A 26,581-nucleotide genomic window follows, 5' to 3' on the forward strand; every position below is an offset into this window, starting at 1 on the left:
TAAGTGAAGAAAAAATTCTCTATATTTGAATTTTGTTTGATCATTGGATTTATATTCTTTTCAATCTTAGTCTTATATCCTTTTTGGCAAACAATCGTCATCTCCTTTTCAGATCCTAAACAAATTTCAGGATTAGGAATGAATTTGTGGCCAAAAGATTGGATTACTGATGCTTATCAATATGTATTTACTTACGGAAATACGATGAAGGCATATGCCAATACCGTTTTCCGTACAGTATCAGGGACATTTTTAATCGTAGCTTTCACAATGTTAGCGGCATATCCGTTATCAAAAAAAGACTTGCCATTCCGAAATACGATCACCATCTTCTTTTTGATCGCTATGTTTTTCTCGGGTGGAATTATTCCTGATTATTTATTAGTTAAAAACTTGGGTTTGATTGATACAAGATGGGCTTTAATTTTGCCAACAGCTGTAAACGTTTTTTACATCATTATCATGAGAAACTACTTCATGACCATCGATAAAGGAATTGAAGAGTCAGCCATGATGGATGGGGCAGGATATTTCACTATTTTAACAAAAATTATTCTGCCGTTATCAAAACCAGTAATCGCAACGATTTCACTATGGGCAGCTGTTTTCCATTGGAATGAATGGTTCCACGCTCTTGTGTATATACAAGACGATGCCAAAAGTGTATTACAAATCGTTGTTCGAAAAATGTTGACCGCGATGGATGCATCACAATCAGAAAACGCAGCGGCCATTGGTGCAGGCGGGGGTTCATCCCAAAACTTGCTGCTAGCTAATGTGCGTGCTGCGACAGTTATCATATCAATCGGTCCGATTGTTCTTGTATATCCATTCGTTCAAAAATATTTTATAAAAGGGATTATGATTGGTTCGCTTAAGGGGTAACCGATCAAAAAAAGGAGGAAAAAGAATGAAAAAGATGAAGAAAGCATTGATAGCAGGTTTCTTGGGAACAGCTCTAATCGTTTCTGGATGTGGTTCGAAAGCCGGCAATGACAAGGCGGCTGAAAAAGTTGATGTCTCGCAATTGCCTGAAGTTGGAGATTTCTCAAAAGAACAAACATTAAAACTTTCTGGATCGTTTACGAGAGGGAAAGCAGAAGATGGCAGCTATGTTCAAAAACGTTTAGAAGAGCAATTTAACGTTAAAATCGTTAACACGAAAGTAGATACTTGGGATGCGGAACAAACAAACTTAATGGTTGCTTCCGGAGACTTACCTGATACTTTTTCATTCACTGCAGGTGGTCAAACCCCTCAAGAAATGTTTGATTCAGGTTTAACAAGAACCATCCCTAAAGAAATGTTAGAAAAATATGCACCACGTTATATGAAAATGTTAGAAGAAAATCAACCTGGTCCTATCATGAACTTGAAAAAGGACACAGATAATGAATATTTACAATTAATTGCACAATATGCACACGTAGATGGAATGGCTTGGGGCCCAACATTACGTTTAGATTGGCTTGAAAATTTAGGCTATGAAGTACCTGCCGATGCAAAACCAGTAGGTCCAAGCGGTGGTCGTGAGAAAATCTACTTTACTGAACATGGTTATACTTTAGAAGAGTTAGAGAAAATTTTAAAAGACTTCACATTCAAAGATCCAGATGGAAACGGTAAAAATGACACATATGGTATTTTACCTGCTAACAACAACCTTAACTGGGCAGCAACACTACTAGGAGCTTTCCAATTAGGTAACGGCTACAACTTTATTGAAAACGATAAATTAGTTCGTATGGAAGTATCTGAGAACTATAAAGACTTCTTAAAAGTTATGGCAAGATGGTACAAAGAAGGTATTGTTGATCCTGAATTTACAACATTAGATGAAAAAATGACTTGGGAAAAATACAAAACAGGTAAAATTGGTTATTTTATTGCACAGCCTGCTTACCTTGCAATGGATGACTGGACACGAGGACGTGCTCCACAAAATATCGTAGAAAGTGAAAATTCTACAGCAAAAGTTCTAGCTACTGCACCTGAAATTGGTCCAGATGGTCAACAAGGGATTGCAGCGTATTTACCGGTCGTTAACTTGGCAGACAGCTTTTATATTTCTAAAAAAGTAACGGACGAGCAATTAGCACGTATTCTTCAAATCTTTGATTACATTAACTTTGACAATGAAGCAAGATGGACATTGTACGGAGAAATTGGTGAGCATTCTGATTGGGAAGGAGAACCTAATAAGTCAGCGATTAAAGTTCGTCCTGAATTCTCATTAGAAGAAGGCGAAACTGGATTCTGGGCTTACAACTTCCGTACGTATGATAAAGAAAGAATGCAATGGTTTACTTCCGAATACACATTAAAATTAAAAGATGAATGGTATGCTCGTGAAGATGTTAAAGAAAAAATGTTAATTCGTCCTTACAAATGGGATCTTTTAAATCAAACAAACTTAAGAGAAATTGACAAGCGTTATGGTGGACAACTTAAAACAATTGTAGATGAATTCAGAATGAAAGCGATTGTTGGTGAAGTGGATGTCGACAAAGAATGGGATAAATATGTTGACAGCTGGATGAAAAATGGCGGTAAGGAAATGATTGAAGAATTAGATAAAGCACCATTAGTTTCCGACCTTTTACAAGGTAAACAATAATAAAAAGGTCGTCCCGCAGTGCTAGACACTAGCGGGACCCTTTATTAGTTGGGCTAGCGGCGCCAAATTATTAAGGATAGGGAGATTTGCGACATGCCAAATATTCAAGCGGAAGCGATTTTTTATCCAGATTTTGCTGGGTCAAAAGCGTATCGAATTCCATCAATGATCACGACAACGAAAGGAACAGTTATTGCAGGAATTGATGCGAGAATAGTGGATCAAACGGATAATCCAAACAAAATTGATGTGACGATCAGACGAAGCGAAGATAATGGCAAGACATGGGGGCCTGTTCAAAAGCTAGTTGCCTATGCAGGAGAAGGGTTAGATGGTGCAGCAGCTATTGATACCTCAATATTGCAAGATGAAAAAACTGGAACTATTTTTATGTTATTTATGCATACTCCAGGCGGAATTGGACTATGGGCGAGTGAAGCAGGAATGGGCTTTGATTCTGAAGGGCGTAGAAAATTATATGATAAAGAAGGTAATGTTTATTTCCTAGCAGAAGACGGGAAAGTTTTAAATTCTGTTCAAAGTGAAACAGACTATACTGTGGACGAAAAAGGATTTGTTTTTCAAGACGGCGAAGCTAGAGGGAATATTTATTTTAAAAAAGGCGTAGATCCAAATGAAAGTTTGCTTGAAGCGAGAACCTCCTTTTTACAGGTCATCCAAAGTGATGATGACGGACTTACTTGGTCAAAGCCTAGAGAACTGAATCCGATGTTAAAGGAAGAATGGATGCGATTTATCGGATCGGGTCCTGGATGCGGAATACAACTAAAGCATGGTGAGAAAGCAGGAAGACTCATTTTTCCAATTTATTTCTCTAATGAAACAGGGCATTTATCTTGTGCTTGTATTTATAGTGATGACCACGGTGCTACTTGGAAACGTGGAGAATCTCCGAATGATGGAAGAGAATTGGATGGAGAAGTTTTAACTGCAAAAACTATTTCCGAGGAAAAACAATTCTTAACTGAATCCCAAGTGATTCAATTGCCTACGGGAGAATTGAAATACTATCTTCGTAATCATTACGGTCTCCAAAGAACAGCTGTAACGACAAGTACAGATGGCGGGGAAACATGGGGAGATGTGACTTTCGACGAAGCACTTATCGATCCAATCTGTCAATCAAGCGTTGTTCTTTATCCGGATTTAGGCGATGGCAAGGTACGTGTCCTTTTCTCAAATCCTGCTGATGAAAAAACGAGGGTGAAAGGTACCGTTCGTTTAAGTGAGGATGGAGGAAAAACATGGCCTTTTAGCAAAGTTGTAGAAGACGGCTATTTTGGTTATTCATGTTTAACGGTCCTTAAAAATGGAGAGATCGGTATTCTATATGAGCGTGTCGTTGATTATTCGGATTGGAATAATATGGACATTCAATTTGGCAGCTTTACACTTGATTGGTTAAAATCATAATAAAGGAAACTGGGACAGGTAAAACACGAATGATTTGCCTGTTCCTTTTAACAATTGTAGGAGGATAAACGAATGGACAAACAATCGTTTTTTAATGCAATACATAAGAAGTTAATCGTATCCTGCCAAGCACTTGAACATGAACCGCTCCACGGATCAGAAATCATGGCGAAAATGGCACAAGCAGCAAAGGAAGGCGGAGCAGTCGCCATTAGAAGTAATTCCGCGCAAGATGTGGCGGCGATAAAGAAACAAACGGGACTGCCTGTAATTGGCTTGGTCAAACGCGACTATGAAGATAGTGAAGTATTTATTACAGCCACCCTGAAGGAAGTAAAGGAATTGCTTGAAGTAGAAGCGGATGTCATAGCACTCGATGCGACAATCCGTAAAAGACCGAACGGGGAAAAGTTAGAAGAGTTGATCCGCTATATTCATGAGCATAGCAATACGCTAGTCATGGCAGACATTGCAACAATACAAGATGCCGAATATGCGACTAGGTGTGGAGCGGACATGATTTCAACGACACTATCGGGGTACACTGCTGATAGTCCAAAGCTTGAAGGACCTGATTTTGAATTATTGGAAGAACTAAGTAAGACTTCCCCGATTCCTGTTATTGCCGAAGGTCGCATCAATACACCACGGGACGCAAAGAAAATGCTCGAATTAGGTGCATGGTCGATCGTTGTGGGAAGTGCGATTACAAGACCACAATTGATTACTAAATCATTTGCAGAAGGAATTGAAAAATGAAGCAATATGTAGCATTCGATATTGGCGGTACACAAATAAAATATGGCATCGTTGATGAAGATGGAAATATTATTTCACACGGATTAATGGATACGGAAGCGCACAAGGGCGGTCCATCTATCATTGATAAAGTGATTGCCAAAGGGAAAAGTTTGCTGCAGGATCACTCCGCCTGTGGGATTGCAATCAGTACAGCAGGCCAAGTCGATTTCAATACGGGAACAATCGTTGGAGCTGGTGACACAATTCCAAACTATAAGGACGTGGAAATAAAACGCCTAGTCGAAGAGGCACTCGAGTTGCCTGTTGAAGTAAGAAACGATGTCGATTGCGCTGCATTGGGCGAACAATGGCTTGGTGGTCATGATGTAAATAATTTTATCGCACTTACAGTAGGTACTGGAATTGGCGGGGCGATTGTCATTGATGGAAATATGTATTCCGGTCACACGTTCAGCGCAGGTGAGTGGGGATATATGTTAATTGAGGGGGAGCAGTTTGAAAAAGTTGCTTCTGTCTCTGGTTTGGTCAATCTTGCTAGAAAATACAAAGAAGACCGCGAGTGGACTGGAAAAGAAATTTTTGCATTGTACGATGAAGGCGATGCCGATATTAAATTGGCGGTAGATACCTTCTTCAAGCACTTGGCGATTGGGATCACAAACTTAATTTACATTTTTAATCCCGAAAAAGTGATTGTCGGCGGCGGTGTTACCGCACGTGGTGATACACTTTTAAAAGAAATCCAACAGGAAGTCCAAAAGTACGCACAACCTTCTATTTATAAAAATACTGAAATTGTCTTAGCGAAACTATCAAACCATGCTGGCATGGTCGGGGCGGTATATAACTTTTTAAAAAGAAGGCAAGCGTAAGCAAAATTGTTGACTTCGCTTATGTGTTGGCCAGTAACCCGTGATGACGGCCAGTAAATCCGAGAGGATGGCCAGTTAACTGGGGATGACGGCCAGTAAACCCGCAAGGACGGCCAGTAAATCCGCAAGGACGGTCAGTAAATCAAGGGATATCATTTTTAGCATTGCTAAAAAGGTAACAAGAGTTCAAATTCAGCTATAAAGGGGTGCAATTATGACGCAATTGAGAATCGGGATTATCGGAATTGGACTTAGAAGTAATATCGTGAAGTATTGGCATCAACCAGAAGGAAATTCAGTAGTTGTTGGAGCTGCGGATATTTCAGTAAAAGCACTTGAACAATTTAAACAAGAGATCAATAAAGAAGGTTTCGTAACGACGGATTATCGAGAGTTACTTACTAGAGAAGATATTGACGCAGTAGCTATTTTATCACCGGATTATTTACATGAGGAACATGCAATTGCGGCGCTCCGAGCAGGAAAACATGTCTATTGTGAAAAACCGCTTGCCATTACTCCAGAGGGATGTGATCGCATTCTTGAGGAATGGAAGCTTTCCGGAAAGCATTTAATGATTGGCTTCAATATGCGTTATATGAGCATGTACCAAACGATGAAAGAAATCATTGATTCCGGAGTCATTGGCGATATTAAAGCAGTTTGGGTCAGACATTTCGTCGGACGTGGAGGGTACTATTATTACCATGATTGGCATGGCGCTTCTAAAAATACGACATCTTTACTTTTACAAAAAGCATCCCATGATTTCGATGTCATCCATTGGTTAACTGGGCAATATGCGAAAAAGGTATCGGCCTTTGGGAGCCTAGATTATTTTGGTGGGAACAAGCCAAATGATTTACACTGTCCAGATTGCGAATTAAAGGATACATGTCCGGATGTAAGTTTAACCACATTAACACAATGTGCATTCCGTGAAGAAATTGATGTTGAAGATAATAATATGGTCATCATGGAGCTTGAAGGCGGCATTAAGGCCTCTTATATGCAATGTCATTTTACCCCAGAATATTCTCGTAATTACACGTTCATCGGTACGAAAGGCCGTATTGAAAATGATGATATTAACGATAAGGTATACGTCAAAACGAGAAAATCAGGTACTTGGCATGAAATGAGCGATATTGTTTATGAAATGAAAAAAAGGCCTGGAACCCACGATGGAGCAGATCCACGTATTTGTTCGGATTTTGTTAATCTAGTTTTATACAATAAAGAGCCTTTAACAACTCCATTTGCAGGCCGTATGAGTGTTGCGGTTGGTTGTGCAGCAACTGAATCCATTCGTTCAGGTGGGAAAGTGATTAAGATCGATCAAGGGGCACATCGTCCAATTGAGGAGGTTCAACATGCCAAAGTTAACGTATAATGAAAAATCATTTTTACTTGATGGCAAAGAAACTTTGCTATTAAGTGGGGCTATGCATTATTTTAGAACGGTGCCCGAATATTGGGAAGATCGGTTAAAGAAATTAAAAGAATGCGGTCTGAATACGGTAGAAACATATGTAGCTTGGAATATGCACGAACCTAAGGAAGGCGAATTTGTTTTTGACGGAATGGCTGATATCGAACGCTTCATCCGGACCGCTGAAAAAGTGGGGCTCCATGTCATTGTTAGGCCAGGTCCTTATATTTGTGCTGAATGGGAATTTGGGGGATTCCCGTATTGGTTAATGACAGTCCCAAATATCAAATTACGCTGCTTCAATAAGCCATATTTGGAAAAAGTAGATGCTTATTTTGATGAATTATTTAAAAGGCTTCAGCCACTTTTAAGTTCGAATGGCGGGCCAATCATCGCCCTGCAAATTGAAAATGAATATGGAAGCTTTGGCAATGATCAAAAATATTTAAAATATATGCGCGACAGTATTCAAAAAAGAGTTGGAGATGAATTGCTTTTTACTTCAGACGGTCCACTCCCAAGCATGCTTCATGGCGGGATGATCGAAAACGTATTTGAGACAGTGAATTTTGGTTCAAGGACTGAAACCGCATTTGTGGAGCTGGAAAAGTTGCAACCAAATGCTCCTTTCATGTGCATGGAATTCTGGCATGGCTGGTTTGACCATTGGGGAGAAGAACATCATACGAGATCCGCTGATAGTGTTGTAGAAACATTGGAAGAAATGCTAGAACGAAATGGCTCAGTCAATTTTTACATGGCACATGGTGGAACGAATTTTGGTTTTTATAATGGAGCAAACCATAATGAAGAAATCTATCAACCTACGATCACGAGTTATGATTATGATGGATTGTTGACGGAATCTGGTGATGTAACGGAGAAGTTTCATGCCGTCAGAAAAACATTTGAAAAATATGTAGATCTTCCAGAACTAAAGCTGCCCGCTCCTGTGCCGAAAAAGCAATACGGTGAAGTTCAATTAACAGAGAGTGTTGCTTTATTTGATTCTTTGGAGCAGTTGTCCACTCCTCAAAAAAGTGAAGCTCCGTTAACGATGGAGGAATATGGTCAAGGCTACGGCTTTATTGTTTATGAAACGGTTATTAAAGGAGCTTATGGCAAGCAAAGATTGACCGTTCAAGATGTTCATGACAGAGGACAAGTGTATTTGAATGGGGAATATGTTGGATTGGTAGATAGAATTAGTGGCGAATCCAGTTTAGAAGTAGATATTACCGAGGATGAAACGACACTTCAAATTATTGTCGAGAATATGGGACGTATCAATTATGGTCCATTCCTTGTTGATTTTAAAGGAATTACAGAAGGAGTTAGATTGAACAATCAATTTTTATTTGATTGGACAGTCTATCCATTACCATTAAATGATGTAAGCAAATTATCATTTGCAAGAGTGGTGACCAAGGAAAATCATCCGCACTTCCATCGTGGCACATTAACTATTGATGTAGTAGCTGATACATTCATCGACATGTCCAAATGGACAAAAGGCATCGTATTCATCAACGGCCATAACCTTGGTCGCTACTGGGAAATCGGCCCGCAACAAACACTATACATCCCAGCACCATATCTCCAAAAAGGCGACAATGAAATCATCGTCTTCGAACTGCATAAACACAAGCAAGCAGTAAACTTTACCGACAAACCTATATTAGGATAAATAAGTTGTTCCAGTGCCAGGCACTGGAACAGCTTTGGTTTAATTCAAAATGTTTTAAATTGTTTCGAAGTTGTTTGGGTGCCTGGCACCCAAACAACATTCAAACAACTCTCCTATTCTTCTTCGACTGTATTTACTTCGACGCAGATTACTGTAGTGGTTACAAGGACGATTAACATAGCTCCGATGGCTAAAAACATGTTTATCAACTCCTACCATGTGATGTGGTGGCCGGATCCAGGAGGGGAGTGCTGGATCATGTGGCTTAGTGGTAATGCGTACGCCATGATGATGAGGGCGACTGCAACACCGATCCATATCCACCAGTTTTCTAAGAATTTAGGGGTATGGGATTTATCACTTTCTGCTATTGGAAATTCTTCAAATTCCCCATTCAATTGCGCTTTTGGTGCAACGAATAATAGGTTGGCAACGATGTAGAGTAATAGCATTGCTGATAGGAATAAAATTGTCCCTCCTACCGCCATTGTGACATGGTTTGATAATATTCCGTCAAACCATTCCAATGCATTTACATTTCCGTTATAACCAGAATAAGCTGTCCTTCTTGGTGCACCAAGCAATCCTAAAATATGCTGCGCGGTTGACATTAACAGCATACCAACAGACCATGAAATGACTTGTATAAAGGCTAATCTTTGTAAACGTTTTGTGAACTTCCGCCCTGTCAAATATGGAATAAGCCAGAAGGTAATTCCCATAAATGTCATGGCTACTGGAGTTCCAACAGTAATATGAAAGTGGCCGACAATCCAAAGTGTATTATGCACGAGCTCATTCAATTGGAAGCTTGCATTAATAATCCCGCCGGCGCCACCAGGGATGAAAAACGCCATCGCGATAAAAATGGATGTAAAGCGTACATCTTTCCATGGCAGTTTTTTAAACCATCCGAATAATCCAGTACCACCTTTTTTTCTACCTGAAATTTCAAATGTTGCAAACATAGAAAAGGCAGTCATTAAAGAAGGTATAATAACCATGAATGTTAAAACGACTTGTAAAAACTTCCAGAAGCTTGAGATTCCAGGCTCAGTTAACTGGTGATGGAATCCAACTGGTATTGAAAATAAAATGAACAATACAAATGACAGACGAGCTAAAGAGTCACTGAACACTTTTGTACCAAGTATTTTCGGTACGACTACATACCACGCGATATATGCAGGCAAGAGCCAGAAATAAACGAGTGGGTGTCCGAAATACCAGAATAGAGAACGGCTAAGTTCAACGTTAATGGTATCTACCCAACCAAATGCCCAAGGAATGTATTGGAAGACAACTGTCGCAACAACGCCAAGACATGCAATGATCCATAATATTAATGTTGAGATTGTCATGTATGCAAATAGTGGACTTAACTGACCTTTATTTCGCTTCTTCCACACAATATAATGACCTATAAGGGCAAAACTGCTCAACCATGTACCGACAATGACTAATGCGAGGCCGACATAAAACCATCCACTAGCTTTTAGTGGTGCATAAAATGTATACATTACAGATGCTTTTCCTGAGATAATCATAACTGTCGCAAGTGCCGTCCCAATTGTCGTTACGATGAATCCCAACCACCCGAATAAATTTACTTTTGGTCCAAAACCGCCTAAAGTTTTGCTCATTCCGGCGATCAGGAAAGCGAATATGAAAAATGTTGTATAAATAAGTGCCAGTAAGACGCCATGTGCCGTTAATATTTGATAATAATTCAGCCATGTAGGAAGATTGAGTGCATCGTTTCGCACAAACACTTGCAGCAATCCGCAAAAGGTTCCGATAATAAATGCAATGTATGCCACTCCAACATTCCATAATGCCAGCTTACGATCTTGTATCCCTACCATGGGAGAACGGTTTGAATCAATCTCTTTCTCGTATAACTCGAGCTTCCGATTTTCTATCATGGTTCATACACCTCAATCTCTGTTTGCATAAAATGATGGCCCGTACCGCAATACTCATTGCAAAGGACTAAATATTTTCCCGGTTTATTAAATGTGTAGCTTTTATGAGTGATCCTTCCAGGTACAACCATCATATTCACTTTTGTATCTTTGATGGTGAAACTGTGAACAACATCTGTACTTGTTAATGTAAAAATAATTTCTTTTCCAACAGGAACCTTTATTTCGGAAGGATTGTATCCGAACGCCATTCCGATGATTGCTACTTCATACGTATTATCATCAATTTGCCTCACACCCGGGTTATCGAATGGAGCTGTTTCACTCACTTTTTCCGGATCAATGATGTCCATTCCACCCGCAGGTGTATGTCCTTGCCCAAAGGCTGTTACCCCAACAATACTTAAAAAAATGACTAATGATAAAATACCGAAAACTAACCAAATTTTTTCATACTTATGAAAATCCATGATTTCACCTACTTCTCCTTTTTATCTCGCAACATAAAGACCGTAAACGGCAAACCACATAACTAAAATGATAATTCCAACTGCAAAAACACTGATGAGCGTTCCTTTAAGGTTTACATCTGAACCGTGTTTCTTCTTGGCCATCTGACATCCTCCTATATTGCTGTTTATGGTTAAATCGTACTTTTTTGTGATGCACATCACAGTGAGAAAAGTCACACTTCAAGTTAAGAAATGCACGATGTTGAAATTTAGACAAAAAATAAAAGGACTTAAAAATTGTTTAGTCCTCTCAGTACGAATAGATAATTTTTTTGCATATTAACCCTTGATGAGCTTGTATTTCCTGCATAATACTTCCACCAACTGGAATAATAACCAGTATTCATAGAGGGCGAAGGAAATGGTGTTTTTTTATGTTAAAATCCTGGACGCGAAGGCAAAAGTTCAAAAAGAACACAACAATTTCGTTACTGACTGATATCCAAAATAAACAGCTAAGTACTGATTTATTCACAAATGAAGAAATCCTAAAAGAATTATTTAGTAATTGTTCAGATTTTGTAACTCGTCCTGTCGCTATTAACAATGAGCCTAAAATTACATTGTTTTATATAGAAGGGTTAACCGATACAAAAACTCTCGACAAAGTATTTTTTTCTCCATTGATGATTCAAGGCTTACAAACAGATTCAAATAAGGAAGTCACATTAGGGAAAATTGTTGAACAAAAGCTCTTTCCTAGTACTTCTATTACGACTGTTTCCGAATTCTCTATACTCGTAAACAGTATTTTAAAAGGTGAGCTTGGCATATTGGTTGAAGGTGAAGCAAAAGCATTAATTGTCGATATGAAAGGATCAGAACAAAGGAGTGTTGAGGAACCTTCAACTGAGGTTGTGATTCGTGGTCCGAAAGATGGTTTTACAGAGACATTAAGAGTTAATACGTCTTTATTGCGAAAAAGAATCCGCAGCACACGCTTAAAACTAGAAGCATTAACCATTGGTGAGCTTTCGCAGACGGATGTCGTTATTGCTTATATCGAAGGAATTGTTTCTGAATCACTTTTGCAAGAGGTCCGGTTAAGACTGAAACGAATTGAAATCGACGGAATTCTCGAATCGGAATATATCGAAGAATTTATTGAGGATGCACCTTATAGCCCATTCCCGCAAATAGAAAATACAGAGAGGCCTGATATTGTTGCAGCCCAACTCTTAGAAGGTCGAGTTGCCATTTTCGTCGATAATACTCCCTTTGTACTTATCGCCCCCATGACCTTTTGGAGTGGATTTCAGTCGGCTGAAGATTATTATGAACGATTTGTCTATACTTCTTTTATTCGTTTTATTCGTTTTTTTATGTTTAATGTCGCAATTTATTTACCATCCATTTATGTTGCCTTATCGACCTATCATCCAAAACTAATTCCAACTTCGCTACTTATCAGTATTGCTGCAGCACGTGAAAATGTCCCCTTCCCTACTATCATTGAGGCATTGATGATGGAGCTTGTTTTTGAGGGACTTAGAGAAGCAGGGATTCGACTTCCTAAAGCAGTTGGTTCAGCCGTTAGTATCGTTGGAGCACTTGTCATTGGCCAAGCAGCGGTTCAGGCGGGAATTGTATCAGCCCCGGCAGTTATAGTTGTAGCCGCAACCGGAATTGCTTCATTTTGCATTCCGAGGTACAACCTAGGAACAGCACTGCGGCTAATAAGGTTCCCGATGCTGCTTTTAGCAGGAATGTTTGGTCTTTATGGTATTGTAATTGGTTTTATTGTCATGAACATCCATCTTGTTAACCTGCGCTCGTTTGGAGTTCCATATTTTACTCCTGTGGCACCGCAAATTCCAGCTGATTTAATGGATGTACTAATAAGGGAGCCAAGATGGGCTAACCAGTATGGACCACTCTTCACATTTTTTCGGAAAAAATCACGCCTTCCTTCTGGGCAAAAGCCGAAACCTAAAAAAGGAGGAAATGAGACATGAGAAACATGTCCGTCATCTGTATGGCTTTACTTATCAGCTTCCTTTTTTTATCAGGCTGTTGGAACGGAAAGGAATTAAATGAACGGGCACTGTGGATTGCGACAGGATGGGATCTGGCCGAAGATGGAGAAATTGAAATAAGTGGTCAAATTATCATTCCTGCCAATTTACAAACCCAACAAAATGCTAGTGGTGGGAATGCACAAAGTTTCTTTACCATCTCCGCAAAAGGAAAAAATGTACTGGATGCTCAACAAAACTTACAAACGAAACTTCCTAGGGAGGCGTTTATGGGACAGCGGCGGGTCATCTTTTTTGGAGAAAAGTTTGCTAAGCATGGAGTAAAGAAAAAAATGGATGTGAATCAGAGAGCAACAGAGGTCAGCCTTAGAGCCGATCTATTTGTTGTAAAAGGAGGGACGGCAAAAGAACTGCTTACTCTTTCCAACCCTTTAGAGAAAACCCCCGCGACTGCCGCGTTAAAAGAACATAAGCAAAGTGGCGGCAGAGGGGATACCGCTTACTTAAAGTTTCTTATTGCTGCGAATAAAAAGGGAATCCGTCCATCTATTCCTACAATTGAAATAACCGAATCAATCGAAAGTATGTCAGGTGAAGCAGCCGATACTCCTAACCAAAAGTTGCTGCGTATAGCAGGAGTTAGTGTATTTGATAAAAACTTAAAAATGCGTGGTCATCTAAATAACGAAGAGAATAGATATTTACTATGGATTATGGGACTACTAAAAAAAATGACGATCAGCATATCCGAGAAGAAAGGAAATGCAAGCATTAAATTGACGAAAATCAAATGCAATATAAAACCCCAATATAGTGGAGATAATCAAATTCGGTTTGTTGTCAATTTGAATGGTGAGGGAGCAGTTCTGGAAAGCAATTTTGGTTTAAATCTGAAGGATAAAAAAAGCCTTCATTTACTTGAAAAGAAATTTGAAAAAGAGGTGCAAAAACACGCCGAACAGACAATAAAAAAAGTTCAAAAAGAATACGGTACGGATATTTTTGGTTTTGGTGAAGTCATTCATCGGAAGAATCCAATCAGATGGAGATCATTAAAGGATGAATGGGATCACATATTTCCAACCACAAATATTTCAGTAGAAGCTAAAATTAAAATTAATAACATCGGTACCGAGGGATCATCTGTCATATCTATGGGAAGTGGGCGCAAGCAATGAAACTTTCTGAATTGCAAATATTTTGGTTAATGTTTACATTTGAAACGGGAAATATTATATTGCTTACAGTTGGTCCTGTCATGCAAGAAGCCAAACAAGATGTATGGATTTCTTATATAATCGCAAGTGTATTGAGTGTCCTTATTGTATATATTGCCATCAAAACAGCTTTACTTTATCCGAAACATACATTAATACAGTACAGCAAACTTATTTTAGGCAAGTGGTTAGGGATAGTTGCAACGCTTGTTTATTTTGTCCAATGGTTCGCATTAGCAGGAAATATATTAAGGGAATTTGCCGATTTTACGATTTCAGTACTTCTTCCCACTACACCATCATGGGTCTTTTTTATTACGATGCTCTTGCTGCTTATATATGTAACTTTCATTGGTGGAATTGAAGGAATTGCACGGTGTGCTGAGGTCTTTGGGCCCATAATCATATTTTCAGCAGTTATTCTGATTTCTTTTTCAATAAAAGACTTTGACGTAACAAATCTACTTCCGATATTTGTTGATACTGGGCTTGGCCCCATTTGGGGAGGAGCATTAACTCCACTGGCTTTTTTTGGTGAAACGGCTGTGATGATGTTAATGCTTGTCTCTTTTATGGATAAGCCTGAGAATGCAATGAAAAGTGCCATTTCGGGGCTTGCAAGTGCAGCCATTATAGTAAGCATAGTTGCATTATGTGTACTTTTCGTTTTTGGGCCAGAAATATCTGGAAAGTTACGGCATCCAGCCTTTGATCTTGTTAGTTATCTCTCGGTCATGGATTTCATACAAAATCTTGATATTATTGGAATGTTGGTTTGGATTCTGAGTGTCTTTATTAAGTTGTCGGTATATTTCTTTTTAGCCTGCTATGGGATTGCCCAGCTGTTTAAAATAAAAGATTGGAGAAAAATGATTTGGATTACGGGCATCATTTACTTTATGTTAGCCCAATTTGTCCCATCCGCCTCATATACTTTTGGATACATGAAAACATACTTCGTTTATTACGTGCTCCCTATCAATATGATAGGAATACCACTATTATTTTGGATTATCGGAACGATGCGCAAAAGAAAAAAGAAAAACTTGGTGTCCTAAGACGCTTTTAGAAGTGCAATTGCTTATTTTCCATCTTAGGATAAATCGACAAACTTCGGCCGGAGAAAATTAATGCTTATGCTACAATGGAAGGCAGTGTGGACAATGGGGTGATAGTATGAAGAAGATTAATTTTCTTTATCTTTTTCTATGTTTATGTATTTGTACATCCTTAGGGTTGGCAGCCTTTTTTCTATTTGAATCATTTAAATATGAAGCTTCTTTTAATGGGAACGCACCGATTCCGAAATATGATTTTCATTTTGTCTTAATTGGGCAAGAGAAAGATAATCCATATCATCGTAAAATTTTTGAAGGGGCGGAAGCGGCGGCTAAAGAGAGAAATATATTTATAGAATACGTTGGTCCTAGGCAGACGAATGTTGAAGAACATATAAAACTAATCGAAATGGCAACTGCCGCTAAGGTGGACGGCATTTTAACGCAAGGACTGACAAATCGAGAGTTTAAACCAGCCATTGATAACGCAATAAATCGAGGTGTTCCCGTGATTACGTTTGACACGGATCTCGAAGACAGCAAGCGCATATCCTATATTGGTACTGATAATTATGAAGCCGGTTACAAGATTGGCGAGGCACTAATAGAGGATACCAATGGACAGGCAGTAGTTGGGATCATTACAGGGCTGCTTTATTCGAATAATCTAGTTTTACGAGTTCAGGGATTTTTAGATGCGGTTGAAAAAGCGCCTAATATTAAAGTAGTTGCGATTGAAAGTTCAAATATTAGTAAAAGCCAAGCAGCTGAAAAAGCACATCAAATGTTACGGAAATATCCTGAAATTACCGCTTTTTTTGGTACAAGTGCTTTAGATGGAGCAGGGATTGCCCAAGCAATTAATAAAATCAATCCAATTACACCTATTCTTGTTTACGCGTTTGATGATTTGAAAGAAACGCTAGAATTGATTAAAGAGGATAAAATACACGCTACGGTTAAACAAAATCAATATGAAATGGGGTATAAAGGTGTTTCCATGTTATATAAGGTGGTTACGGGTGGTCAAATCCCAAAAACATACCATACAACGACAAAAATACTTCGGAAAAAAGATATTAGGCTGATCGATCATGAGTAAAATGAAAAATAAGCTAATGGTTTTCTTCCTGGCATTATTTCTCCTATTAAATGGGGTCTCTATTTTCCTATTTCTAAATCATAAACAAACGGTTGCTCAGTATGATCATCTATTAGACCGTTTTTTATTATTGAATGATATTTCCCAAATCTCCCAGAACACATTTGATTCGATGAATTCCTTTCTTCTTCATAAAACTCAAGAAGATTTAACGGACTTTTATACATACAGGCGTGAACTTAAAGAAAAGCAGCGGGAACTAAAAAAGATGATTATGAATAACAACAATTATATTCCCGTAAAAAATTATGAAGTGATGATTGGAAGTTTAATAGAAGAAACAGATGTGACAATCGGATTGTTTATGAGCGAACAAATAGAAAGCTATCCTACGAGGCAGGCGGAATCACTGAAGCTATTATCCTTTTTGCAAGACCAAACCCTTCACCTGTTAAACGAAGAGCTGACTCAGTTTCAATCGTATTATGTAGAAATGGATTCCAGGAATCAAAATATGGAGTATATGGGTTTTGCGTTATTCTCAGCTATCTTATTTATGGTGCTCCTGTTTTCACTCTTATTTAGCAATAATATTACGAAGCCAATTCAGCAATTGACGAACGCAGCCCGTGAAATCGCACTTGGAAAACTCGATGGGGAGGAAATAATATATCATAAAAAGGATGAAATAGGATTTTTAACGGCTACATTTAACAAAATGAGACGGGACGTTATTGATTTGTTTACACAAATTCAGGAAAAATCAGAGCAGGATCAGCTGATTAAAGAAATGGAATTAAAAAGCCTGCAGAGTCAAATCAACCCTCACTTTTTATTTAATACATTGAATACAATCGGAAAGCTTGCTTATATAGAGGGTTCGGAAAAAGTGAATCAATTGATCATGTCACTCTCAAAACTATTGCGTTATAACTTAAGCAAGCTGGAAAAGCCAGTGAAGTTAAAAGATGAGCTTCAAACAGTTGAAGACTATATTTTTATACAAAAAACAAGGTTTGGAGAAAGGGTGCATTTTGATGTTCTAGTAGAGGAGGCATGTTTAGGTTTGGAAATTCCAATATTAACTCTTCAACCTATTGTAGAAAATGCCTTCATCCATGGAATAGAGTCGCTTGAAGGTGGTGGATCCATTGAAATTATCGGATATGAAGAAAATAAAGATGTCATCCTTAAAATTATTGATAATGGAGTCGGGATGAGCGAGGAAATTCAGAAGTCTTTTTTGAGCAACACAGAAAAATGGAAGCAAACTGGGGCAGGCCACTCCACTGGCCTAGGTTTGGAAAACGTCATTCGTAGATTACAACTTTTTTATCATCGCAAAGATTTTTTTACGATTCAGTCTGAAATAGGAAAAGGGACAATCGTTGAACTGCGATTGCCAAAAGGGGGATGAAAATGTACCGCATCTTACTAGTAGACGATGAAGCAATTGAAAGAATAGCTTTAAAAAAGATTATTACAGCTTGGAATGATGCAATCATAGAAGAGGCTGAAAATGGGAGAACAGCTATAGTAAAGGCAGCGGAATTTCGCCCCGATATTATCTTTATGGATATTAAAATGCCGGGAATCGATGGTATTGAAGCAACGTCAGAAATTAAAAAAATGGATAGCAATGTCAAAGTAATTATGGTGACTGCTTTTGAAGCATTTGAATATGCTAGGCATGCAGTTCGCCTTGGCGTAAATGATTATTTATTAAAACCGAGCTCAGATCAGGAAATTATTGAAGTTTTAACAAAAGTTACAAATGAAATTGAAATCGAAAGGCATAATCGAAATGACCAACTGAACTTAAAGGAAAACTATAATAGGGCATTATCAATCATCCAATCACGCGTAATTACATCATTAATTGTTGGAAATGATGTAGCGGAAAAAATGAATTTTGCTGAAAATTGGACAAGCGTTTATGAAAAAACAAGTTTTGTCATCGTACTAGAATTTGGAGATGAGCTTTCAGGGGATGAAAAGCATAAAATCGCAAATTATATTTCAAACCAATTAAGCATTTCCGAAAATATTTGTTTTGTTGGTGAAATCCATTTAAACCAGTTACCCATCCTTATTCAACTATGTAATGGGGGCCATGATGAATCAATCATGAGTCAATCATTGAAAATTGGAAGTTACCTCATTGAAAAGCTGCAACAAAAGTACGCCCACACTCCAGTAAAAATTGGCATTGGCACAAGTTATGATGTAATAGAAGATTTTGTCCAATCATATCATGAAGCGCTTTTTGCTTTGGCTAAAACGACTAGATCTTTCACGTGTACATATTATAATCACCTGCTTTCAGGCAATGAATCTATTGATCAGTTATTCGAGAGAGAAAAAACATTGCTTGAACATATTGTTTTCGGGAAATTGGATGAAACTAGGAACTCTTTTCGAAAATACTTTGATGAACTTATCATCATGTCTGGTGGAGATCTTGAACGAATAAAAGAAAAGATAAATGAATTTTTTGTGCTATTAAATCGCCAAATGCATGAAAGGAAAGTGGAAGTTATCTTCCATACAAAATACAGTGATGTTAAATCTATGTACCGGTTGCAAGAACTTGTACTCGATGAAATCATGAAGACGACTAGAGAAGTTCAAACGAATCATTCAACTGATAATGATTTGATCTCTAAGGCAAAAAGCCATATTAACGAGCACTATGAGAAATCCATCACTCTAGAAGATGTAGCAGAGATTGTCCAGTTTAGCCCCCATTATTTTAGTAAACTTTTTAAGGAACAGTGTGGGCTCTCCTATATAGATTATTTAACAGAAGTTCGTGTCAACCATGCGAAAGAGCTAATGAAACTTCCAGAAAAAAGTTTGAAAGAGATTTGTTTTCAAGTCGGATATAAGGATCCCAATTATTTTAGCCGTGTATTCAAACGTGTTACAGGCTTTTCACCTTCAGAATATCGGAGTAGTCAATTGAAGATTGGATTATAAAGCTCTTTTCCGCCATTTGTTGCTATCTAATGTAATCTAAAAAACGAGAAATAAATCTTATCCGTGGACTGATATTAAATTGGGAAAAGAGCTACCAGCTTAATAAAACCGCTAAACTTCCTTATTAGGCGTAAAAGCCGGCTCTTGGGCTTTTACAACAACAAACTTTAAGGAAATAGCCATTATAAAAAAGTGCTACTCAACATAAAAAAATGAAGGTGTATGTATCGGAAAGGACTTTCTCCTGAGAAAAACACAAAGATGTTAAGGAAGAAGTAAAATCGTACAGCAATTACATCGAAGTATCATAGTTTTAAAGTTATATAATATTGTTAGCGTTTTCAATTAGTGTAAGGGGGAGTAAATTTGAAGAAAAAGTGGTTTCTTGCGTTACTGATAACTGCATTTATGATCGTGCTTGCTGCATGTGGCGGAGACGAAGCTGCAAATGATCCTGTGGAACCAGCCGAAAATTATGACCCTCCAGCAGAAAAACCAGCTGATACAGAAGATGAAAAAGCATCATTAGAAATTTTTAGTTGGTGGACGGGTGCGGGTGAGGAAGAAGGACTGCTCGCTCTAATTGATGTTTTTAATCAAAAACACCCGGAAATTGAGGTCATTAATGCTGCGGTTGCCGGTGGTGCCGGGACAAATGCTAAGGCCGTACTAGTGAGCCGCATGCAAGGCGGGGATCCGCCATCCACATTCCAAGTTCATGGTGGAGCGGAGTTGAATGAGAGTTGGGTTGCAGCTGGAAAAATGACACCTTTGAATGATTTCTTTGATGCGGAAAAATTAAATGATAAGTTCCCTCAAGAACTAATCGACTTAGTTAGTAAAGATGGTCAAATTTATTCTGTTCCCGTCAACATTCATCGCGGAAATGTTCTTTGGTATAACCAAAAAGTGTTTGATGAATTAAACTTGAAAGCACCTACTACCTTTGATGAATTTTTCAAAGTAGCCGATACATTAAAGGAAAATGGCATCACCCCATTAGCGCTTGGTGATAAAGAAGCTTGGTCGGCTACCCATTTATATGAAAGTGTTTTGTTAGGTCATTTAGGAGCTGCTGAATATGGCAAACTTTGGACTGGCGATCTAGCCTTTGATGATGCAAAGGTTAAAGAAGCAACTGAAATTTTTGCCAAAATGCTTGAGTATGTAAATGAAGACCATAGTGCTCGAAACTGGCAAGATGCTGCTCAACTCGTTGCTGACGGCGAAGCGGCAATGAACGTAATGGGTGACTGGGCGAAAGGGTATTTTGACGGTCGTGGCTTAAAAGTTGGAACTGATTATGGATGGGCTCCAACACCAAATAGTGGTGGAATGTTTGTAGTTATAACAGATACTTTTGGGTTGCCAAATGAAATTGATAATCCAGAGACAGTGAAAGAATTCCTAGCTGTTTTGGCATCAGTTGAAGGTCAGGATGCCTTTAATCCGAAAAAAGGTTCTATCCCTGCACGGGTGGATGCAGATGTAGAAAAATATGATGAATACGGAAAGGCAGCGATGGAGGATTTTAAAACGAATGACTTAGGACCAAGCCTTGCCCACGGTTCTGCTGCAAATGAAGGATTTGTAACAAAAGTGAATGATGCGATGGTCATGTTTGTGACGCAAAAGAATGTTGATCATTTTATTGAACAATTAGTCGCTGCAGCACAAGAACTTTAAAGTCTAACAAGAAGGGAAGATCACTCTTCCCTTCCTTTCTATTAGTAAGGGAGATGATCGCGATGAATGTCAATAAAGAGATCAGTACGGACATATCCATTCCAGTAAGAAGATCGGCGAGGAAAAAAATAACAACAGATCGTGTTTTATCTTTATTGTTTATTTTGCCATCGATCATTTTAATCGCGATTTTTGTCTACGGGTTTATTGGGTGGAGTGGATATGTTTCGTTAAGCAACTGGAATTCAATCGTAAAGGATCTTTCATTTGCAGGATTTAAAAATTACGCTTATTTGTTTGATCAATTTAGGTTTCAGTCCGATTTACGGAATACGTTTTTCTTTACGATTCTCTTTATTGGAGCGGTAATAGTTCTTGGGCAACTCCTAGCTATTTTAATCGATCAAAATATTAAAGGTGAATCTTTATTTCGCAACATTTTCTTCTTTCCAATGTCCTTATCCTTTATCGTAACGGGTGTTGTATGGCAATGGTTATTGAATCCAACAACAGGAGTCAATATATTTTTACAAAAATTTGGCATAAAGCCAATGTGGTATGTGGATACAACGATTATCCCAGCATGGAAATGGGGACATATTGAATTCGGTATACCTGTAGCGATTATCGCACTTGTAATTGCTGCCACTTGGCAATTGACGGGCTTTGCTTTGGCAATGTATTTGGCGGGACTTAGAGCGATACCTGACGATATAAAAGAAGCGGCCCGGGTTGACGGAGCGACAGAATTTCAGTTATATCGAAAAGTAATTTTCCCATTATTAGCACCAATTACCGTCAGCGTTATCATTATAATGGCACATATTTCATTGAAAATATTTGACTTAGTGTACGCCATGACTGGCTCCGGTGCAGGTTTTGTAACGGATGTTCCCGGGACGTTTATGTTTGAAACGACGTTTAGAGGAAATTATTATGCGAATGGATCGGCAATATCGATTATTATGCTATTATCCGTAGCCATTTTCATCGTTCCATATTTAATTAAGAACCGAAGAGGTGATATGTCATGACGGCAAAGCGAATAGGACTTCGGACGATTCTTTATCTTTTGCTAATCTTATTTAGCTTGTTTTACATTATGCCGCTTTACGTCATGATCATCACGAGTTTAAAGCCATTCGCTGAAGTGTCATTAGCTACGATGTGGAAGTTTCCTTCCGCACTAGATTTTTCAAGCTATCGTTTTGCTTTTAATAAATTGGCGCCAAACTTAATAAATAGCTTTTATCTCGTTATTCCTGCGACAATATTAGCCGCGATGATTGGATCGATGAATGGATATGTGTTATCAAAATGGAGATTTAAAGGATCTGAATGGGTGTTTACCGCTTTATTATTCGGTATGTTTATACCGTATCAAAGCATTCTGATACCACTTATTGAATTTTTGCGAAATATTGGACTGTATAATAGTATTCCAGGTTTAGTATTTGTCCACGTCGTATATGGGATTCCTGTTACAACACTAATGTTTCGAAACTTTTATGCTAACATTCCGATGGATTTAATAGAATCTGCAAAAATGGATGGTGCAGGCTTTTTACGCATTTACTGGAATATTATGATGCCACTATCAATCTCTGGATTTGTAGTCGTGGGAATTTGGCAGTTTACAAATATATGGAATGAGTTTTTATTCGCGGTCACCATTACAACAAATAAACAGCAGCCAGTTATGGTAGCACTGCAAAACTTATCAGGAAGTCAAATTGTAGAATGGAATGTGCAGATGGCCGGCGCGCTCCTCGCGGCATTGCCAACTTTACTCGTCTATATTATATTAGGGAAATATTTTGTAAGGGGATTACTGGCGGGATCGGTAAAAGGATAAAGCTAGAAGAAAATTAGAATTGCAATATTAGTGGTGGAAAAATAAAAACAATTCGATTATGGAAGTAAGAAATTATTCTCGCTTCACGTTCAATCGGGACTGAGCTGATTCAAAAACAGAAGTTGAGTCTCGATTCGCGTCCGATCAAGACTGAAATCATAGAAAAACGGAAATTGAGTCTCGAATCGCGTTCGATCGAGACTGAAATCACAGAAAAGAAGAAATTGAGTCCCGAATCACGTCCAATCGAGACTGAAATCATAGAAAAACGGAAATTCAGTCTCGATATTCATCCGATCAAGACTGAATTTCCTCATTAATCGATCTTACATATTTCAATCGGGCATATTTCGCAATGATTTTCTTCCTTTAAATAATCAAGGTCATGAATAATTAATTTGCCATCTTTCATTGACAGTTTCCCATCTTTTTTCAAGCTGCCTAGCATCCGATTGACGACTTCGCGACTCATGCCACAAAAGTTTGCAAGCTCTTGATTGGTAAGTGACAAATCGATGAGAATGCCATCTTCCTGATCTATTCCATAACTGTTCGTCAGGCGGATCAAAGTTGAATATAAGGCTCCTTTTTTTCCATGTAAAATGAGATCGCGGAATTTTGATTGCATTTTTTTATGGTGAAGGCTCATCATTTTCATAAATTCGACATTCAAGCTAGGTTTAAGAAGAAGGTTCTCCTCGAGATCCTCTTTTTTTATTTTAGCGCATGTGCTGTCTTCAATTGCTCTAGCATGAACGGTGTATGGCGCGGGATCGGAGTATAGAGAAATCTCATATATAAAATCACCCTTGCTATATATCTGAAACGCAATCTCACGACCGTCCGGCGTTACTTTACCAATTCGAACCTTACCCGAACGGATAAAGTAAATCCCATCGGCCAGATCTCCTTCTTGAAATAAGTATGCATCTTTTTTCAATTCAATTTCACTATGAACTATCGTGAGCAGACCTTCTAAATTGGAGGATTCAATCTTTCCATTCATATGATCACCCTTATTCATTAAAGAAAGAGATTTCCCCTTCTTCGTTTATATTTATTTTACGGCCATCCTCTAACGTAATCTCAAGAGGATGTGTTTCGCTCTTTGTTTTGGAAAAGTACCATCTTCTACCTGGTGGTACGAGGACAATAAAGGTGTCGCCCTTCCCAAGAAAATTCAATTCATCGGCTATAACATTCGTACTTCCAAACAGTGGGATGCCAAAATCTTGAATATCTTCTCCAACGCTTGCTACATTAGGAGTCGTAATACTGATTTCACTAATGTTAAGGAAAGAAGCCACCGATAAATCGCCGAACAAATCCCTTTTTCTACGTCCAATTAATTCAATAATATTCCCTGCTGGATCTTCAAAATACATGGAATCCGCATCAAAACTACGAAAATACACTTCATCCCTGCCATTTTCCCGATTTAAGGAAAGTCTATTTTGCATCCAGTCTTTCATCATGGAAAACTGATTGCCGGGTATGTTGATCGCGAAATGATAAAATGCCTTTCGCTCTGATTGTATAAATGTAATGGTTGATTCACCTATCTGAACAGTGAACCGATCATTTGCTGCTTCTGTAATGTTAAGATTCATGATGTTTCCATAAAATCGCTTTAATGATTTTATCTTATCGGTATAAAACGAAACGGATTTGAACATAACATCACCTACGAACTTTTTCTTCTATTATAACATTAATCTTTGGAACGAGATGACAAATGTCACCTCGTTTTCATGACAATACTTACTGATTTTACTATGTAAAAATTTATAGAATGATATTAATAACAAACAGAGGAGCGGTTTGAATGGAAAGTGTAGTTGAAATTACAGGATTAACGAAAACATTCAAGAATAAAAATGCTGTTTCGGATGTTTCTTTTTCAATAAAGCGTGGAGAAGTGGTTGCGATTCTTGGACCAAATGGAGCAGGCAAAACAACGACGATGCTCATGATGCTTGGCTTGTTGAGTCCGTCAAAAGGCGGAGTAAAGTTATTTGGAAAAGACGCTAAATCGAAAAGTATTCGTGAAAAAATTGGAGTCATGCTCCAAGAAGTAAGCATAATGGATGGGTTAAAAGTAAAGGAAATCATTAGTCTGATTCGTCAATATTATCCAAACCCTTATTCATTGGATCATCTAATACAAATTACTGGTCTAAATCAAGATGATTTGAAAAAGCGAACAGAGAAGCTTTCAGGCGGCCAAAAACGCAGAGTAGGTTTTGCTCTTGCTCTAGCGGGAAATCCGGATTTACTATTTTTTGATGAACCGACAGTGGGAATGGATATATCGGCTCGGAAAATATTTTGGCAAACCGTGAAGGAGTTAGCAAATCAAGGGAAAACGATTCTATTTTCAACCCATTATTTACAAGAAGCGGATGATATTGCTGATAGAATTTTATTGTTTAATGAAGGAAGAATTATCGCGGATGGCAAACCAGAAGAAATTAAGAAAAGACTTTCCAAACAGTCGGTTTCTTTTATAGCCGACCATGCTATACCAAAAAAGATGTTTCTCGAACTTTCTTTTGTATCTGATATGTATGAAAAAGACGGAAGAATTTATATCATGACGGAAGATACGGACTTAGTACTGGCGAGAATTTTTGAATTGAAACTAATCGTTAAAGATATTCGCGTAGAAAACGGTCGGTTGGAAGAAGCCTTTGAACAACTGACTGGTGATCATAAGGAGGTTATATAAATGAACGTGATTATTCATCAATGCAAAGCGGAAATATTGCGTATGTTTAGGAATCCATATTATATTTTTTGGTCCCTTTTTATGCCAATCGTATTTTATGTCATTTTTACAAAAATCGTAAACATCCAAGTACCAGATAAAAAGATATGGGATGCACATTATTTAATGTCGATGACGACATTCAGTGTAATGGGAAGTGCCATCATGACGATGGGGATCCGAATTGTGCAAGAGCGCAAGGAAGGATGGACTACTTTTATTAAAACGACGCCTCTTTCTGGTTCAGTGTACTTTTTAGCAAAAATGATGGGGCAGACTGTTGTACATCTCTTTTCAATAATGATAATTTTTATTGCTGGGATATTGATCAATGGTGTTTCGCTTCCGATTCACGTTTGGTTCATGAGCGGAGCTTGGATTCTTCTTGGTTCATTGCCATTTCTCGGACTTGGCGCATTGGTAGGAACGATGAAACGAGTTGATACAGCAACAGGTGTAAGCAATATGGTTTATATGCTCCTTGCGATTACCGGTGGAATGTGGATGCCAATGGATATACTGCCTAAGATGGTTCAAAGGGTGGGAAGTTGGCTTCCTTCGTATAATTTTGGAAATGGGGCGTGGGAAATTATCCGCGGAGAATCTCCAGACTTGAAAAATATCGCGATTCTAGCATCCTACCTTCTCGTATTCATGGTATTATCAACTTATATAAGAAGGAAACAGGAAGCGGTGTAAT

At 38.3% G+C, this 26,581-nt stretch carries 23 protein-coding genes; 18 read left to right on the top strand and 5 right to left on the bottom strand.

Going from position 1 to position 26,581, the window contains the following annotated elements:
- Positions 1-3: 3 nt before the first annotated feature.
- From NQ185_RS12775 to NQ185_RS12805, 7 genes are all read left to right on the top strand, one after another.
- On the top strand, positions 4-885 hold the full coding sequence (locus NQ185_RS12775; RefSeq protein WP_257582263.1) for a carbohydrate ABC transporter permease: 882 nt from the start codon (positions 4-6) through the stop codon (positions 883-885).
- 25 nt (positions 886-910) lie between these two features.
- Complete coding sequence (locus NQ185_RS12780; protein ID WP_257582264.1) at positions 911-2,617, top strand: type 2 periplasmic-binding domain-containing protein; 1,707 nt, start codon at positions 911-913, stop codon at positions 2,615-2,617.
- Between the two features lie 93 nt (positions 2,618-2,710).
- Positions 2,711-4,051: a sialidase family protein gene (locus NQ185_RS12785; protein WP_257582265.1), complete on the top strand. Its 1,341-nt coding sequence runs from the start codon at positions 2,711-2,713 to the stop codon at positions 4,049-4,051.
- 72 nt (positions 4,052-4,123) lie between these two features.
- Entirely contained in the window at positions 4,124-4,810 is a 687-nt protein-coding gene (locus NQ185_RS12790) for an N-acetylmannosamine-6-phosphate 2-epimerase (protein ID WP_257582267.1), read from the top strand.
- Complete coding sequence (locus NQ185_RS12795) at positions 4,807-5,685, top strand: ROK family protein (protein WP_257582268.1); 879 nt, start codon at positions 4,807-4,809, stop codon at positions 5,683-5,685. Before NQ185_RS12790 ends, NQ185_RS12795 begins: the two co-directional genes overlap by 4 nt.
- Before the next feature lie 214 nt (positions 5,686-5,899).
- Positions 5,900-7,078: a Gfo/Idh/MocA family protein gene (locus NQ185_RS12800; RefSeq protein WP_257582269.1), complete on the top strand. Its 1,179-nt coding sequence runs from the start codon at positions 5,900-5,902 to the stop codon at positions 7,076-7,078.
- On the top strand, positions 7,059-8,804 hold the full coding sequence (locus NQ185_RS12805; protein ID WP_257582270.1) for a glycoside hydrolase family 35 protein: 1,746 nt from the start codon (positions 7,059-7,061) through the stop codon (positions 8,802-8,804). Before NQ185_RS12800 ends, NQ185_RS12805 begins: the two co-directional genes overlap by 20 nt.
- Positions 8,805-9,016: 212 nt before the next feature.
- Here the strand turns inward: NQ185_RS12805 and NQ185_RS12810 are convergent, their stop codons facing one another.
- From NQ185_RS12810 to NQ185_RS12820, 3 genes are read right to left on the bottom strand one after another with little or no spacing between them, the layout of a single operon-like run.
- A complete protein-coding gene (locus NQ185_RS12810) occupies positions 9,017-10,669 on the bottom strand; it encodes a b(o/a)3-type cytochrome-c oxidase subunit 1 (protein ID WP_257582435.1) in 1,653 nt (550 codons plus the stop codon).
- Positions 10,670-10,725: 56 nt separating this feature from the next.
- Positions 10,726-11,199, bottom strand: coding sequence for a cytochrome c oxidase subunit II (locus NQ185_RS12815; protein ID WP_257582271.1), 474 nt, complete (start codon positions 11,197-11,199; stop codon positions 10,726-10,728).
- Positions 11,200-11,220: 21 nt separating this feature from the next.
- Positions 11,221-11,343 (bottom strand): cytochrome C oxidase subunit II, encoded by a 123-nt coding sequence (locus NQ185_RS12820; protein WP_257582273.1) that lies wholly within the window; start codon positions 11,341-11,343, stop codon positions 11,221-11,223.
- A gap of 272 nt (positions 11,344-11,615) precedes the next feature.
- On the opposite strand from NQ185_RS12820, the gene NQ185_RS12825 reads away from it, so the two are divergent.
- The 9 genes from NQ185_RS12825 (at position 11,616) to NQ185_RS12865 (ending at position 23,114) form a co-directional block, all read left to right on the top strand.
- Entirely contained in the window at positions 11,616-13,196 is a 1,581-nt protein-coding gene (locus NQ185_RS12825; RefSeq protein ID WP_257582276.1) for a spore germination protein, read from the top strand.
- Positions 13,193-14,395: a Ger(x)C family spore germination protein gene (locus tag NQ185_RS12830; protein ID WP_257582277.1), complete on the top strand. Its 1,203-nt coding sequence runs from the start codon at positions 13,193-13,195 to the stop codon at positions 14,393-14,395. The genes NQ185_RS12825 and NQ185_RS12830 overlap by 4 nt, the downstream gene beginning before the upstream one ends.
- Positions 14,392-15,492 (top strand): GerAB/ArcD/ProY family transporter, encoded by a 1,101-nt coding sequence (locus NQ185_RS12835; protein ID WP_257582279.1) that lies wholly within the window; start codon positions 14,392-14,394, stop codon positions 15,490-15,492. The genes NQ185_RS12830 and NQ185_RS12835 overlap by 4 nt, the downstream gene beginning before the upstream one ends.
- Positions 15,493-15,610: 118 nt before the next feature.
- Entirely contained in the window at positions 15,611-16,594 is a 984-nt protein-coding gene (locus NQ185_RS12840; protein ID WP_257582280.1) for a sugar-binding protein, read from the top strand.
- Complete coding sequence (locus tag NQ185_RS12845) at positions 16,587-18,011, top strand: sensor histidine kinase (protein ID WP_257582281.1); 1,425 nt, start codon at positions 16,587-16,589, stop codon at positions 18,009-18,011. Before NQ185_RS12840 ends, NQ185_RS12845 begins: the two co-directional genes overlap by 8 nt.
- A 2-nt stretch (positions 18,012-18,013) precedes the next feature.
- Positions 18,014-19,573, top strand: coding sequence for a response regulator (locus NQ185_RS12850; RefSeq protein WP_257582282.1), 1,560 nt, complete (start codon positions 18,014-18,016; stop codon positions 19,571-19,573).
- A gap of 408 nt (positions 19,574-19,981) precedes the next feature.
- The gene (locus NQ185_RS12855) at positions 19,982-21,259 is read left to right on the top strand and encodes an ABC transporter substrate-binding protein (protein WP_373370805.1); all 1,278 of its coding nucleotides are present in this window, start codon (positions 19,982-19,984) and stop codon (positions 21,257-21,259) included.
- Between the two features lie 62 nt (positions 21,260-21,321).
- Positions 21,322-22,293: a carbohydrate ABC transporter permease gene (locus NQ185_RS12860; RefSeq protein ID WP_257582284.1), complete on the top strand. Its 972-nt coding sequence runs from the start codon at positions 21,322-21,324 to the stop codon at positions 22,291-22,293.
- A complete protein-coding gene (locus tag NQ185_RS12865) occupies positions 22,290-23,114 on the top strand; it encodes a carbohydrate ABC transporter permease (RefSeq protein WP_257582285.1) in 825 nt (274 codons plus the stop codon). Before NQ185_RS12860 ends, NQ185_RS12865 begins: the two co-directional genes overlap by 4 nt.
- 316 nt (positions 23,115-23,430) lie before the next feature.
- Here the strand turns inward: NQ185_RS12865 and NQ185_RS12870 are convergent, their stop codons facing one another.
- Entirely contained in the window at positions 23,431-24,120 is a 690-nt protein-coding gene (locus tag NQ185_RS12870; RefSeq protein ID WP_257582286.1) for a Crp/Fnr family transcriptional regulator, read from the bottom strand.
- Between the two features lie 10 nt (positions 24,121-24,130).
- On the bottom strand, positions 24,131-24,790 hold the full coding sequence (locus tag NQ185_RS12875) for a toxoflavin lyase-like VOC family protein (RefSeq protein WP_257582289.1): 660 nt from the start codon (positions 24,788-24,790) through the stop codon (positions 24,131-24,133).
- 149 nt (positions 24,791-24,939) lie between these two features.
- Between NQ185_RS12875 and NQ185_RS12880 the strand changes: the two genes are divergently transcribed.
- Positions 24,940-25,842, top strand: coding sequence for an ABC transporter ATP-binding protein (locus tag NQ185_RS12880; RefSeq protein WP_257582290.1), 903 nt, complete (start codon positions 24,940-24,942; stop codon positions 25,840-25,842).
- Positions 25,843-26,580 (top strand): ABC transporter permease, encoded by a 738-nt coding sequence (locus NQ185_RS12885; protein ID WP_257582291.1) that lies wholly within the window; start codon positions 25,843-25,845, stop codon positions 26,578-26,580.
- Position 26,581 lies beyond the last annotated feature (1 nt).

Origin of the sequence: Lederbergia panacisoli (genome assembly GCF_024626525.1) — a bacterium.
In the GTDB taxonomy this organism is placed as follows: Bacteria; Bacillota; Bacilli; order Bacillales; family Bacillaceae_C; genus Lederbergia; species Lederbergia panacisoli.

What these genes read in the sequence shown, in the direction of transcription:
- NQ185_RS12780 (WP_257582264.1), top strand. Translation starts at nt 911, where the DNA reads ATGAAAAAGATGAAGAAAGCATTGATAGCAGGTTTCTTGGGAACAGCT.
- NQ185_RS12785 (WP_257582265.1), top strand. Translation starts at nt 2,711, where the DNA reads ATGCCAAATATTCAAGCGGAAGCGATTTTTTATCCAGATTTTGCTGGG.
- NQ185_RS12790 (WP_257582267.1), top strand. Translation starts at nt 4,124, where the DNA reads ATGGACAAACAATCGTTTTTTAATGCAATACATAAGAAGTTAATCGTA.
- NQ185_RS12795 (WP_257582268.1), top strand. Translation starts at nt 4,807, where the DNA reads ATGAAGCAATATGTAGCATTCGATATTGGCGGTACACAAATAAAATAT.
- NQ185_RS12800 (WP_257582269.1), top strand. Translation starts at nt 5,900, where the DNA reads ATGACGCAATTGAGAATCGGGATTATCGGAATTGGACTTAGAAGTAAT.
- NQ185_RS12805 (WP_257582270.1), top strand. Translation starts at nt 7,059, where the DNA reads ATGCCAAAGTTAACGTATAATGAAAAATCATTTTTACTTGATGGCAAA.
- NQ185_RS12810 (WP_257582435.1), bottom strand. Translation starts at nt 10,669, where the DNA reads ATGGTAGGGATACAAGATCGTAAGCTGGCATTATGGAATGTTGGAGTG.
- NQ185_RS12815 (WP_257582271.1), bottom strand. Translation starts at nt 11,199, where the DNA reads ATGGATTTTCATAAGTATGAAAAAATTTGGTTAGTTTTCGGTATTTTA.
- NQ185_RS12820 (WP_257582273.1), bottom strand. Translation starts at nt 11,343, where the DNA reads ATGGCCAAGAAGAAACACGGTTCAGATGTAAACCTTAAAGGAACGCTC.
- NQ185_RS12825 (WP_257582276.1), top strand. Translation starts at nt 11,616, where the DNA reads ATGTTAAAATCCTGGACGCGAAGGCAAAAGTTCAAAAAGAACACAACA.
- NQ185_RS12830 (WP_257582277.1), top strand. Translation starts at nt 13,193, where the DNA reads ATGAGAAACATGTCCGTCATCTGTATGGCTTTACTTATCAGCTTCCTT.
- NQ185_RS12835 (WP_257582279.1), top strand. Translation starts at nt 14,392, where the DNA reads ATGAAACTTTCTGAATTGCAAATATTTTGGTTAATGTTTACATTTGAA.
- NQ185_RS12840 (WP_257582280.1), top strand. Translation starts at nt 15,611, where the DNA reads ATGAAGAAGATTAATTTTCTTTATCTTTTTCTATGTTTATGTATTTGT.
- NQ185_RS12845 (WP_257582281.1), top strand. Translation starts at nt 16,587, where the DNA reads ATGAGTAAAATGAAAAATAAGCTAATGGTTTTCTTCCTGGCATTATTT.
- NQ185_RS12850 (WP_257582282.1), top strand. Translation starts at nt 18,014, where the DNA reads ATGTACCGCATCTTACTAGTAGACGATGAAGCAATTGAAAGAATAGCT.
- NQ185_RS12855 (WP_373370805.1), top strand. Translation starts at nt 19,982, where the DNA reads ATGATCGTGCTTGCTGCATGTGGCGGAGACGAAGCTGCAAATGATCCT.
- NQ185_RS12860 (WP_257582284.1), top strand. Translation starts at nt 21,322, where the DNA reads ATGAATGTCAATAAAGAGATCAGTACGGACATATCCATTCCAGTAAGA.
- NQ185_RS12865 (WP_257582285.1), top strand. Translation starts at nt 22,290, where the DNA reads ATGACGGCAAAGCGAATAGGACTTCGGACGATTCTTTATCTTTTGCTA.
- NQ185_RS12870 (WP_257582286.1), bottom strand. Translation starts at nt 24,120, where the DNA reads ATGAATGGAAAGATTGAATCCTCCAATTTAGAAGGTCTGCTCACGATA.
- NQ185_RS12875 (WP_257582289.1), bottom strand. Translation starts at nt 24,790, where the DNA reads ATGTTCAAATCCGTTTCGTTTTATACCGATAAGATAAAATCATTAAAG.
- NQ185_RS12880 (WP_257582290.1), top strand. Translation starts at nt 24,940, where the DNA reads ATGGAAAGTGTAGTTGAAATTACAGGATTAACGAAAACATTCAAGAAT.
- NQ185_RS12885 (WP_257582291.1), top strand. Translation starts at nt 25,843, where the DNA reads ATGAACGTGATTATTCATCAATGCAAAGCGGAAATATTGCGTATGTTT.